Source organism: Clostridium sp. AF37-5, from assembly GCF_003477605.1.
Lineage (GTDB): Bacteria > Bacillota > Clostridia > Lachnospirales > Lachnospiraceae > Eubacterium_F.
In genome coordinates this window covers 72,214-84,913 of the sequence record NZ_QUDR01000002.1, presented here as the reverse complement: position 1 = coordinate 84,913, position 12,700 = coordinate 72,214, and the positions used below count along the sequence as shown (strand labels likewise).

The window sequence follows — 12,700 nt, the reverse complement described above, 5'->3', positions numbered from 1 at the left end:
TTATATTAATGTGATATTATTTTAATGCTGCCCGATTTTTTACATTCACATCAAAATAACCATCTTTTTCTCGAATAACTTCATATTCAATATTTCTTTTCTTCCATTGATGACCAGTTAAGTTTTCCGAAACTCGGTTTTCTTCGTTTTCATATACTTTATTTCCGATGTGCTCTACTAACGCTTGATAATCATCCATGCTAATACGATTTGTACAAGCCCGCTCACCCGGTTTACGATTTGTTCCATAATATTTAGGGCAAGAATAGAACAAGGTGCTTCCATTTTGATTTGGCACTAATTCTACTGGCTCCTCATGACAAGCACAATAAATTTTAATTTTACTCCAAATGTTTTTTACTATCATATAAAATCCTCCTATCTTCGAAATACTTCGTTAAAACTATCAAACCACCCTACACTGTTTCTTTTAACATTGGACGAAACACGATTTAAAAATCGTTTTTGTTTTTTCTTTTTAGGCTGTTCTAAAGGGCATTGGCCGGAACATTCATTACAATATCCCTCATTTATACATCCGAATTTTGCTAACAAGGCAGCCAAATATTCAATTTCTTCATCCATATCATTTTGATATTGAATCAATACCTTTTTTACATCATAAATTGCCTGGTCGTAATCCGGACTAGTATCGTCCGTAATCAATTCGTTTATTTCTTCTATTAATTCTTCCATATATTACGAATCCTTTCCTTGTTCCGTTAGGCGTCTTTTTCTTCCTTGCCCTATTTTGAAAGAGCTCTAATCTCAAGCACAAGAGCTCTAATCTCAAGCACAAGGATAGTCACAAGTATAGCCAGCATTATCAATGACGCAATTAGCAATATAATTCCTGAAATCATATTATTTCCTCCTTTCGTGAATTTTCTCAAAATCTACGTCTTTTAATCCTTCATCTATATCAAAGCTTGAATAAAAGCTAAATGCACCAATTGTAAAAGTTCCTAAAACTCCAACCAAAAATATGATAATAATTGCTTTTATCAAAAAAATAATTGTTGCCATAAAATCACCTCTTTCTGTTAATTATTTTTTTTATACTACTAATATGTCTGTTTCAGCCTAAAGCAAAAACCATATTATGAGCATTTTTTACAGAGTCCGGTGGACAGACATAATAAGAAAAGACCTCAATTAAGAGGTCCTATCTTTGTTCTACGTTTAAATCAGATTCCAATATAGAATTTTGAACAAACATTCCGGTTTTTATAAATCCCTTAGTCGGGTTGAAATAAATTAAAGGCGAACCACCGGTATTTTTTAGATATTTTTGCAATTTATTAAATATCTCATGTTCTTTTCCCGGCTCTCCATATACTATAATGTCTCTTTTCTTTCGTTCTAAAGATTCCATTTTTTCGGTTATCATTTCGAGAATTAGTTTGTTCTCTCCATTAAAATTATCTTCTTTCGTTGTAATTTTGCCGGTTATTCTAACTGGTTGGTTTTCTGCTAGTAGGTCGCGACAAAACTGAAAGGCTCGTTTAAATACGCATACCGGCAGTGTTCCTTCTTTTGAATCCAATGTAAAAAACGCCATTTTACGTCCTTCTAATACTCGAAGGTCTGTAATAACTCCGGCAATTGCAGCATCGTTAGTCGGAATTACATTCGCAAGACTGGTTACGCATAATTCATTCGGTGTACCATAATCATCCATTGGATGGCCAGATAACATAATGCCTAAATATTCTTTTTCTGCTATCAAATTATTTAATAAGTCATCTTGCTCAAAAGATTTAGGTATTTTCAGTAAACAAATCGCCGATTGAATTGCATTTTCTGCATTTTTTCGTCTTCTTTCCGTTAAATCTTCGCTTGCAAGGATTTTTTTCTTGTCCTTAATCTTCTTAACTGCTTCAATAAAATCACACGTTTGTGCTTTTTCTTTCAAAGCTTTCCGGCTAATCCCAAAAGAATCAAACGCTCCTGTCATAATTAGATTGCATAATGTATTACCAGAAATGCAGGTTCTTGATACGAAATCTTCAAATGACGTATATTTACCGTTATTTTTTCTTTCTTCTACGATTTTGTTTGCCTTTGTTCCTACGTTAGCCACATAGCTTAATCCAAAAAGTATTTTTCCATTTTTAATAGAAAACTCTGCTTTTGAATTGTTGATATTCGGCAAACACACTTCAATATTTAATGCCTGACAATCTGTTAAAAAGGCTTTTCGAGCTTCTTTTTTATCTACATATCCCATGCTTACGCAAAGAAATTCCTCCGGATAATGGTATTTTAACCAAGCCGTTTGATATGAAACAATAGCATAGGCTGTCGCATGTGATTTATTAAATGCGTATTTCGCAAATTCAAGCATCTGGTCAAACAAAACCTTAGCCTTTTCTACTGGAATTCCATTTTTTTCACACCCAATAATGCCTCTGGATTCATCTCCGTATAAAAAAGCCGGTTCTTCTTTTTGCAGCTTATCCATTTTCTTCTTACTCATGGCTCGCCGAACTAAATCAGCTCCGCCCAATGAATATCCGGCTAGCTGCTGAAAAATCTGCATTACTTGCTCTTGATACACAATAGCTCCATAAGTATTTCCTAGAATTGGCTTTAATTCTGGAATAAGATACTCCGGACGCTTCATTCCGCTCATTACCTTTAGCAACTCCGGCAGATAATCCATTGGTCCGGGGCGGTACATGGAAATCAAGATAATGATATCCTCAATACAAGTTGGTCTGGCTTTTCGAAGCATATCCTTCATCCCTGGGCTTTCTACCTGAAAAACGCCATTTGTATTTCCCTCTCCATAAATCGACTCAAACACTTCTTTTTCAAATGGAATTGTATTTATATCTATCTTTTTCCCTTTGGTTTTCAAAATCATCCATAAAGTATTTGAAATAATGTTTAAGTTTCTTAATCCTAAAAAATCCATTTTAAGGAGGCCATGCTTTTCTTCTACCTGAATCATATCACATTGTGTTTTCCATTCGCCGGATGGGTCTAGCATCAAGGGAACATGTTCCTTTACCGCTTTTGTATCCGAAATAACAACGCCGCCGGCGTGCATCCCATATGATACAAATGTTCCAACAACCAATTTAGCATCTTGATAAATACGCAAAATGTTTTTATCATTAGGAAATGCCTGTTTAACTTCTGATTCCTTTGGAAACTTATCGTCATAAATCATAGCTTTTAGCCGTTTTACCGGAGCATCAAAATAAGTTGTTTTGCTATATAGTCTATCACCTAAAAGTTTTGAGCAGTTGTCAATTGATTTTTTTATCTGCATCGTATTTTTAGTCATAATATGACAAACATGGTCTGCTCCATACTTATGAGCAACGTAATTATACACATACGGTTTTAAATGAATTGCAAAGTCTACATCAATATCCGGCATTGAAACACGTTCCGGATTCAAAAAACGTTCAAACAATAGTCCATATTTTAGCGGGTCAACACTGGTAATACCCAAAAGATAACAGACCAAACTACCGACAGCACTACCTCTTCCCGGTCCAACACCAATCCCTAGTAAACCTTTACTTTTTTCCTGTAACCAAGGAATATCATAAATGTGTTCGAAAAAACCATCCGGCAACTGACGAAAATCAAATTTTCCTAACAGTCTGGCATAATTTAAGTAATCTTGCACGATTAAGTGATAATCGGCGAATCCCATGCTGCACATGGTCGATAGCTCCGTTTCCATTCGCTTTTGGTGTTCCTCGTCAAAGCCATTTGGAAAGTATTTAGCAATTCCTTCATTGGCTTTACGAATTAAGCATTCTTCACTGCTTTCTTCCAAATGCTCTGATGGATATTTAGGGTAATGCTCTTCAAATTTTAATTCTACATGACAGTTATCCAACAACCGGCTACGGTTAGCAATTGCGATATTAGCATCAGATTCAGACATAATCTCAAGTAATACCTCTTTTAATTCCTCTTCTGATTTAACATATAGTTCTTTATCTGCGATGCTTTCCTCCTGCCACATTTGACCAGACTTTTTACTTTCGATGTAACGCATAGACCGAATCAACTGTCTTGCTCGTCTACTTTCTTCAGAACCATTCACCATATGCGCATCATTTGTTGCCACTACTAGGATATCTAACTCTTTTGCGAGTTTTAATAAAATTGGAAATACCCGCTTTTCCTCTTCCATATGATGATTTTGTAATTCAATATAAAAATTACCGGCACCAAATACTTTTTGGTAAAATAAAGCACGTTCTTTGGCTAATTCATATAAATCATCACTGTTTTGCTTCATATTTTCTAATTCTTTAATCTTGGCAATAGAATCAGAAATTTTATCAAACTTCTTCATTTGGTCTTTGTATTCATTGTTAGCCTTTGTTCGTTGCAATTTTTTTGTTTTCTTTTCTGCTTTTACTTCTTTTAAACGAGCAGCCGCCTTCTCTGTTTCTTGCATCTCCTTTTGCAAGGCGTCCCACAAAGACTGAAAATCCGGGTCTTTTTCCATTTTTTTGATGCCCCTTAATTTGTTTCCATACTTCTTTTCTGCAATTGGTTTTAGTCGTGTAATTTCGGCCTCCAACAACTGAATTTGCTCGTCCAATAATTTAACCGTTTCGTTAGATGGTGTACTCAGTTCAATTTTTCCATATTTCTTCTGTAAATTATTTTTTATTTTCTTAATTTCCCTCTCTGCGTGCTCATTGATTTGCAAAACATTTGCCAAAACACCTGAAATACAGGCAGAAGATGCTATTACATGGTCATGTCCTATCCCGGTATCAAAATATGTTTTTAATATTTTTTCATCCATCACAGGAATCTTTCGCTCCATAAGTTCAAAAGACTTCGTTACTGCTTTGCTGATTGCATGATATCCTATATCATCTTTTGCGTATAAACATAAATGACATCTTCCTTCCGGGGCAGTCGGAGATAATCTTACATACGCTTCAACTCCCGGAACGTATTCTATCTGATAATTGTCAAAGATTTGTTTTGCAACATCAACAGATGTTAATGTCCCGTGCTCCGTGATAGAAATTTTTGTACAATTTAATTCTTTTAATCTTTTTGCTAAATCTTCCATTTTTACAACAGAATCATACTGACTATCTTCTGTATGAATATGTAATTCAACCAATTTCATCATCCTTTCTATTATTCTTACTATTAATATGTCTGTTTTATTTAAAAATGAATTTCATATTATAAGAAAAAAGAACCGGAATTTTCCGGCTCTTAATTTTAATATTCTCCCTCTTGAATTAATCGTTGAATTTCCTGTTCTAATTCAGCATAAGAGAAAAAAACATTATGACAAACTCCATTTCCGTCATTATAAGATACTTCATGTCCTTTTGCGCTTACATTTACATGATGAATTGTACAAGGCTTATTGGACGGACCACCATATCCTGATACGCCATATTCATTTTTAAGAAATTGGATTCGTTCAGAACGAAGTAAAAGCGTTGAGAATGCATGGCGAATCCTGTCTTTACTTCCGGCCATTAAACTTCCTCTTTTAGCATATTCTGTTAATGCAAAAAAGGGAACAACCGGTTTGCTGTCTGTGTTTAAATAATCCAATAAAGTCATCTGATTCATTTTAAATCCTCCTTACATAATTTACCTCCTATAAAAAAAGAGCCTAGTATAACTAGACCCTTTTTAATTATGACATTCAACTTAGCGCATAAATTCCGGCAAGTCAGTTGCGAATGGTAAGCCATCTTCAATGCCATCCGGAATGTTCATGAAATCATCCTGCGCTTCAGGGGCTGCTTCCGATGCTACATCAGATACTGCTTCCGATGTTGTATTTGACGTTGTTTTCGGTGTAGTCTTGTTTTCTGTGTTACCAATAGCAAAATCAAAATAAGAATTTCCTTTAAATGAAGTCCCATATCCGGTTTCTCCACTTTCCAAAGTAAAAGTAGAAAAATTTTCATCCTGAGAGCCTGTTGCAATAACAATACGTGGATATTTTCCATCTTTTTCAGCGAGCAATTTAGCTGCATTATCTGCTTCTTTTTTCTTATCTGTATTCCAAAAAGCAACTTCTGCATTAATAGTATCAAATTTGCCATTTGGTATTTTCCCTGTGACGAGCAAATTAACATTTGTTACGCCGCGTTCCTCGTTCTTACGAACGTTTACTATGGTTCCCATCAATACATTTGTGTCATACTTGTCATCTTCTGACTTCGGAATATTGATAATTCCAGAACCCTTTACGATTCGACCACCAGACAAATTTCCTTTCTGATTTCGGAACGTTGAAACCATAATATACTGGTCTTTCTGCAGTTTTGCCTTTTCAAGCATCGCCATTGCATCAAAGTTTGCGCCTTTCCAAAATGGAATAAAAATATTCCCATATTTGGTTTTGCCATCATAATACTTAACATTTAAGCAAAGATTTTTCAGCTTTCCCGCCGCTCCGCCTTTGCCATCATATACTCCGACAACTTTGCCGGCATACACTTCAATATTACCTCTTTTTACAAAAGGTTTTACATTTACATTTGTTTCTGCCATAATTATATTCCTCCTTATTTGTTATTTTTTAATGACATTATTAATATGTCTGCTATCCCTATGCTGCAAAAAACAACATAAGAATTAAGCAGTCAAATAAATATCTTTTTCTTCTTTTTCTTTATTTCCTGAAACCATACTTTTAGCAAATGGAACATTACCGCACAGCCTCTCTAACATAGTAATGTCTGATTTTGATAAGCCTCCAATACGTTCCGGCAATCCAAGATAACACATTGCAATATCAAAAGCCGAAATTGCAGTATCGTAATCGAAACTGTCAGCAATCAACTCGCGAATGCGAATTTCTGTTCTTTTTGTGAGCGTCTTAGTAAATTTAATCTCTTTATGCATCTTTTTCAAAAATGCAATCATGCTTTCACGGCCGGTATCAAATTTACAAGCTGGAACGATTTCATAATTCATCAATTCCAATAATTTCTCCGGTAATTTAGAATAATTTGGAAATAATTTCTGCGAAATCTTTGGAAGTAAAGTCTCACGGTTTGCGTTTTCTCCACGGTGAGGGCAAGAAAATGAGTCACATACAGAATAAGATTTACCATGTTTCCATAATGCTTCAAATACAAAACTAGCTTTACCCGTATCACTAGTTGAGATGCGAATGCATGGAATCATATCTTTTAATCCATAAGTTTCTGCCACTTCTTTTGCAGCATCCGGATATTCTACCATGATTGATGTGAAATCATGTGTGATTTCATATCTTTTTACCTTCCCAGGTGCATTAAAAAGTTTCTCGCAATCTGGGGAACATAAATTTTCGCAGATTTCAAGTAGCAATTCCTGAGAAATGTATTCATATTTATCCGTATGAACAGCGAATATTTTATACATCTTTTTCTCGTCTTTCGCTAAACTTCTTACACATAATTTCCAGATACTAGCATTTCTCATCATTATCTGTGCGATAAAGAAGTCTCTTTCCGGCACAGTAAGTCGAAGTGCATCTGCTCCTATATCTAATCTCTGTGCAAGTGTCAAAAAAGCGGATGATGAAACAAAATATGTTCTTCCATAAAAGCACAACAACATACGAGAAGTGCTTAACGCCTCTTTTATTATTTCGTCTGCTTTTTCCCCGAAAATAAGAGAATTTTTCGAGGTTCCAATATTCATACGCTGCTTAGCAGCACCAGCGATTACGGTTAACACTCCATTTTCTTTGTCATAATTTTCAATAAAGTAAATGCCATCATGCGGATGCTCGATTGCCGAATTTGTAGACACCGGAATGCACTCTGTGGCTCCAGAAATCAATTCAATTGCTTCACGTAAACGTTTCATTCCTACCCCTGTCATAGACATTTTGTCCAATGATAAATTTTTCATATTTTTTGTCCTCCTATAATAAGTTGATAATGGTTTGAAAATGAAATGTGTTTTTCAAAAACATCATTCGATTTTCAATTTCCGTTCGAAAAATGGAAATATCATTCAGTTCCAGCCCCTCTTTGAACAATTTTTGATAAGATTGATATTCAAAAAGGGAAATTTCTCCTTCCTTATATAAGGCGTCAATATTTGCCAATATACAAATGGCATTTTTTCTAGCCTTACATGATGTTGAATTTGTCATAATATCGACCTCCTTCTTGTTTTATTGATATTTATAATATGTCTGTTTTCATTAGCGTAAAGAAAAAAGGCCTCTTATAACAAGAGACCCTTTCTTATAGCAAATTACAAAAACAAAAATGTCTCTTCCTCATCTGAGTTTGTATCACGAAAAGAAATGTTAATATTGCAATCGCAATAATCAAAATTCTCTCCGCCGGCGGCTCTTTTTACATAAAAATTCAAATTAGAATTATTATGTAAGCGGATAATAGCGCTTGTTCGCGCCTTTTTTACCTCAGTTGGCGAAACACCAAGTAACTCAGCCGTTTTGGCTAACGAGCATTCTTGCAACTCACACAATGATATTACTTTGCTTTCTAATTCAGTAAGAGAATTAATTGCATCTCGAACCAAATCTATTTTTTCTTTTTCCAGAAAAATTTCTTCTGGATTTGACTGAAGAGCTGCTAACGTGTCAGCGACAGTATGCTGCTTTTCGTCAATCTCTGTGTCTAAATGCAAGATATTACTTGCTCTCCTTGTTACTTTTAAGTTGTTATACACAACTTCTTCTGTGATTCGTGGACGATTAATCCAACGAACAATATTGGATACTGTTGGCTCAATATCCCTTTCTTCAAGTTCTGCAACAGCTTTATTGATTTGCTTCCCAATTGAAGCATCATTTTTTGATAGCCCTAACTCCTCAGCAACCGCACTATACATTGCCCCATACAAGTGTCGTTTCATATAGGTCATTGGAACGACTTTTTGTTCACGCGGATTGTATTTTTCTAATTGCTCGACAAGAGCCAATGACCCAATTGCAAAAAGGTCATCGTGCTCTAATCCTTTGAAGGAATGAGCTACACTGTGGATGTACTTTTCTAACAGACCAAAAATTTCGTTGCAAACTTCTTGTTTGTGGCCTGAATGATAATCATCCATCCGTTTAATCCAATAATTCAACTCCTCTGGAGCAGCTACGACATCTTTCATAATTTCCTCCTTTTAAGTATTTCGACAAAATAATTGTCGGTTTTTTGTAACAATTCAATGTAATCAAGCGTTTCTTTTACGTCTTTGGCGTTGATAAGATGCAAAGACATTTTATTAAAAACGTCAATGCTTTTAAGTCTTTGCATCTCCGGCTGCCATTTTTCAAAGATTTCCTCAGTCTGCTTTTTCGATAGCAATGTCAAACACCTTGCCTTTCCAGACTGCATAAATTCTGTATTTCGTGTTATTGATAAACACATACAGAATTTCTTTTTCTGCCATGCTATGAATTTGACGATTGCTGCCATCTTCCTGCACAACAATACAGTTACAACGTCCACTTGGAGCATTGATTTTGGACAATGGCAAAATCGTTAATACAGATTCACCAATTTTTCTTTGATACAATTGCTGGTAAATTTCCGGCAATGCATTTTCATCAAATTCATCTTTTACATTTTCTGTAACCGTATAGTCCGCATTTGCTCTTCCTAATGGGAATATAGAAACTTTAAATCTCCGATTTTGGAACTGCCCACGAATTGCAAATTCGGTGCCATCCGCAGAAACGGTAATGCTCTTTTTTCGCACTTCGGATACAAATTGTGTCACCGTATTGTTAACAGAACATATAACGGCAATGTCTGCTGCAACTGCATTATCCATTATGGACAATGGAATTACCGTAAAAGACACATCTTTAATATCTGTCGGGTCTTTCTTGTTAACCAATTTTAATTCTCGTTTAGCCAACATAATTACCTGTTCAGAACATTGCTGTTCTACTACCGGCTGGACTGCATCTGGTATATCTTTTTCCAAAACAACTTCCGGTAATTCTTCTGTTTGCGGTAATTTTTTTTCTTCCTTTGGTTTTACCGCAACTTTTGTTACTTCTATTGCATTGTTTGAAGTAGTATGCTTTGACAAAATCTTTTTAATCAAAGATGCAGCATAATCTGTAACCTCATAAGATGTCCCATCATCAAAGATGTATTTTCCATCTTCTGGAGCCAATCCCAACTCAGCCAAGCCCTGAAGACTATCATTATAAATTTTTGTTAGTGAGGTCGGTGGTTTTAAAGACCTCTCAGAATAACATCTTTTAAGATTGTTTTTGAGAAATGCTATTTTCTGCAAATATATCAATTTGCTTCCTCCTTTCTTTTTTATAATTAATTTTAATATGTCTGTTTTGGAACATACATAAAAAAACTCCCTATAACTAATATGTCTGTTTTGGATTGAAATAAAAACGATATTATGAGCGTTTTTTCTTTTTTAATATCATATCATAATTTCTTTAGAATATATAGATAACCTTTTATTTTACCATATATTACCATCTAGGGCAAACAAAGAAAAAAAGAGGAAACATACAGTTTCCTCTCAAATTTGTACTATTTTGCAAATTCTTCCTTATATTTCAAAGAATAATACGTTTTTCCATTATAACTAAAAGAGTCAAATTGACCGGTAGGCGTCAATGACATATTATATTCTTTCCCAGCTTTTGACTTTAATCCTTTCATAACAACATTTTTACCATCTAAAAGTTTGGCAATTTGACTTTGCGTCATTTTCTTTCCACGATATTGCTTGATTGTTAAGCCGCACTGCCCTTTGCAATATGGGCCAAATTTTCCGACAACAAAATCCGAACCACATTTAGGACAAACGCCAAGTTTTTTTTCACCCGATAAGTTTTGTCCAGCTGGGGCTTTTGCCATAGAAACATTTTTTAATCGGTCGGTCTCCTGACAAATGAAATTCCAAATCTCATCTTCAAACGCTTCTGGGAAAAGCGTCCCTTTTCGAATATAATCCAACTGTTCTTCCCAATGCAGAGTGGTTTCAGCATCGCAAAGAATGCTGCCGGTCATATTTTTTGCGCTTCTCTTACCTTTTTCTGTAGTAATGAGATAATTTACTTTCCCTTTTCCTTTTTTAGTCTCTAAATAACCAAGTTGAATCAATGTATCAATTGTTGCGCCTCTTGTTGATGGCCGTCCAATCTGGACTTTAAGTGTTTTTCCTAAAGTCTTAGCAGTTGCATCTTGGAACAATTTAATAGGTGAGGTTAATACAGCAATCAAAGTACCGTCTGTATATAAAACTGGTGGAGTCGCAACTTTTTCAACGGTTTCCATTTTAGTAATCGTTAAAATATCACCTTTATTTACAGTAGGCAATTCAATTGTGTTAAATTTCGTTGTCAATAGCTCTGTAAAACCAGGGTCTAACAAAACTTTGCCATTAGCCACAAAATCATATCCATTATTATTTGATATAATTTTAGTTTTTCTTTGTACCATCGGCTTTAAGAAAATTGCAACATATTGGGCGAAAACCATATGCAAAATTTGTTTTTCCGGCTCCGATAAATTTGCTATGCTAGCTTTTTGTGTTGTTGGTGTTAAGGCAAGATGTCCTTCGTCTGCTACAGCGGCATTATCGACATACTGTTTGTTCTTTTTTACAGATTCAATATCTTCTTTTGTAATTTGACTAACAAATTTTTTCAAATCCTCAAAGACACATGCCGATTGTAATAAAACTTCAAAATCAGCTTCATCATTTAAAAACTTACAAGAAGTTCGAGGATATGATAATATTCTTTTTTCGTATAACATTTGGCAGATACCTAGTACATCATTGGACGAATAGCCATATTTTTTGTTGGCTGCGACCTGCAGGGAGGATAATTCAAACAGGCTTGGAGCACTCTTTTTTACGGTCTTCGTTTCTACCGATGTTACGGTAGCGGTATTTTGTAATAATTTTATAATATCTTTTGCTTCCTGCTCAGTTTCAAAAACAGTTGTATGTTCGCTAATAAAGTCCATAGAGTTGTATTGGCATTGAGCGGCAATCCCATAATGACTTTGTGGTTTCCAGTTTTTAACCTTTTCTTCCTGAGCCGCTACTAAATCAATGATAAATGTTTTTAGTCGTCCAATATTTACCGTTTCATCCGTTTTAAGGGATACAACAGGGGATAGGTTCATACCAACTAAGTAATCACAATGGCTTCTTGCGAGACCGGCTTGATAAATTCTTTCATAAAATGGGTCATTATCTGATTTCATGTTTTTTAAAGCGCTGACAAACTCGTTTTCCGTAGAAGCATTAATCCATATTCTCATAACCGGCAATGAATTACCAATCTCATTTAGAGTTTCGCGAACTAAGAGTTCTCCTTCCTGGTCGGGGTCGCCGGCGTGTATAATAAAATCATATTTGCCGGACTTAACGGCCTTTTTTATATCATAAAAAATCTGAGTAGCCGTTTTGAACTTAGGATTGTGGTTCTTTTTCTCTGCAACTTTATATTCCCATGTTTCCGGACGCCATGGATATTTAGACATTTCCCATCCTTTCATATCTTCGTCAATTTCGCTGGGTAATTTTAACCCTAAAAGATGCCCGCTTTGAGCGATACCATCCAATTCAAAAGCAAATTCGCTTTTGTGATGGTTATATGCATCCATAATTTGCTTTAACAATGATGATTTTTCAGCAATAACTAGTCCTTTTTTCATAAATTTTCCTCACTTTCTAAAAATATTACTACTTTTAATATGTCTGTTGCGAGAAAAAT

Annotated in this window: 11 protein-coding genes; all 11 read right to left on the bottom strand. The window is 35.0% G+C overall.

Annotated features, from left to right (window positions below; genetic code table 11):
• Positions 1-16 precede the first annotated feature (16 nt).
• Positions 17-367 carry a hypothetical protein gene (locus DW019_RS01910; RefSeq protein ID WP_118442351.1) on the bottom strand — a complete coding sequence of 117 codons (351 nt, stop codon included), beginning with the start codon at positions 365-367 and terminating at the stop codon, positions 17-19.
• 11 nt (positions 368-378) lie between these two features.
• Positions 379-696 carry a hypothetical protein gene (locus DW019_RS01905; RefSeq protein WP_118442350.1) on the bottom strand — a complete coding sequence of 106 codons (318 nt, stop codon included), beginning with the start codon at positions 694-696 and terminating at the stop codon, positions 379-381.
• A gap of 168 nt (positions 697-864) precedes the next feature.
• Positions 865-1,026 (bottom strand): hypothetical protein, encoded by a 162-nt coding sequence (locus DW019_RS14925; protein ID WP_182431015.1) that lies wholly within the window; start codon positions 1,024-1,026, stop codon positions 865-867.
• 139 nt (positions 1,027-1,165) lie between these two features.
• Positions 1,166-4,483 (bottom strand): DNA polymerase III subunit alpha, encoded by a 3,318-nt coding sequence (gene dnaE / locus DW019_RS01900; protein ID WP_243024082.1) that lies wholly within the window; start codon positions 4,481-4,483, stop codon positions 1,166-1,168.
• A 740-nt stretch (positions 4,484-5,223) separates the two neighbouring features.
• Positions 5,224-5,586 (bottom strand): hypothetical protein, encoded by a 363-nt coding sequence (locus DW019_RS01895; protein WP_118442348.1) that lies wholly within the window; start codon positions 5,584-5,586, stop codon positions 5,224-5,226.
• Positions 5,587-5,667: 81 nt separating this feature from the next.
• Positions 5,668-6,519: a hypothetical protein gene (locus DW019_RS01890; RefSeq protein ID WP_118442347.1), complete on the bottom strand. Its 852-nt coding sequence runs from the start codon at positions 6,517-6,519 to the stop codon at positions 5,668-5,670.
• Positions 6,520-6,603: 84 nt separating this feature from the next.
• Complete coding sequence (locus DW019_RS01885) at positions 6,604-7,872, bottom strand: hypothetical protein (protein ID WP_118442346.1); 1,269 nt, start codon at positions 7,870-7,872, stop codon at positions 6,604-6,606.
• 13 nt (positions 7,873-7,885) lie between these two features.
• Positions 7,886-8,119: a hypothetical protein gene (locus DW019_RS01880; RefSeq protein WP_118442345.1), complete on the bottom strand. Its 234-nt coding sequence runs from the start codon at positions 8,117-8,119 to the stop codon at positions 7,886-7,888.
• Between the two features lie 104 nt (positions 8,120-8,223).
• A complete protein-coding gene (locus DW019_RS01875) occupies positions 8,224-9,099 on the bottom strand; it encodes a sigma-70 family RNA polymerase sigma factor (RefSeq protein WP_118442344.1) in 876 nt (291 codons plus the stop codon).
• Between the two features lie 174 nt (positions 9,100-9,273).
• A complete protein-coding gene (locus DW019_RS01865; protein ID WP_118442342.1) occupies positions 9,274-10,248 on the bottom strand; it encodes a hypothetical protein in 975 nt (324 codons plus the stop codon).
• A gap of 251 nt (positions 10,249-10,499) precedes the next feature.
• Positions 10,500-12,641, bottom strand: coding sequence for a type IA DNA topoisomerase (locus tag DW019_RS01860; RefSeq protein WP_118442341.1), 2,142 nt, complete (start codon positions 12,639-12,641; stop codon positions 10,500-10,502).
• Positions 12,642-12,700: the final 59 nt, after the last annotated feature.

Excerpts from the sequence above, each read along its gene's own strand:
- DW019_RS01860 (WP_118442341.1), bottom strand. The coding sequence starts at position 12,641 with ATGAAAAAAGGACTAGTTATTGCTGAAAAATCATCATTGTTAAAGCAA.
- DW019_RS01875 (WP_118442344.1), bottom strand. The coding sequence starts at position 9,099 with ATGAAAGATGTCGTAGCTGCTCCAGAGGAGTTGAATTATTGGATTAAA.
- DW019_RS01880 (WP_118442345.1), bottom strand. The coding sequence starts at position 8,119 with ATGACAAATTCAACATCATGTAAGGCTAGAAAAAATGCCATTTGTATA.
- dnaE (WP_243024082.1), bottom strand. The coding sequence starts at position 4,483 with ATGGAAAAAGACCCGGATTTTCAGTCTTTGTGGGACGCCTTGCAAAAG.
- DW019_RS14925 (WP_182431015.1), bottom strand. The coding sequence starts at position 1,026 with ATGGCAACAATTATTTTTTTGATAAAAGCAATTATTATCATATTTTTG.
- DW019_RS01890 (WP_118442347.1), bottom strand. The coding sequence starts at position 6,519 with ATGGCAGAAACAAATGTAAATGTAAAACCTTTTGTAAAAAGAGGTAAT.
- DW019_RS01895 (WP_118442348.1), bottom strand. The coding sequence starts at position 5,586 with ATGAATCAGATGACTTTATTGGATTATTTAAACACAGACAGCAAACCG.
- DW019_RS01885 (WP_118442346.1), bottom strand. The coding sequence starts at position 7,872 with ATGAAAAATTTATCATTGGACAAAATGTCTATGACAGGGGTAGGAATG.
- DW019_RS01905 (WP_118442350.1), bottom strand. The coding sequence starts at position 696 with ATGGAAGAATTAATAGAAGAAATAAACGAATTGATTACGGACGATACT.
- DW019_RS01910 (WP_118442351.1), bottom strand. The coding sequence starts at position 367 with ATGATAGTAAAAAACATTTGGAGTAAAATTAAAATTTATTGTGCTTGT.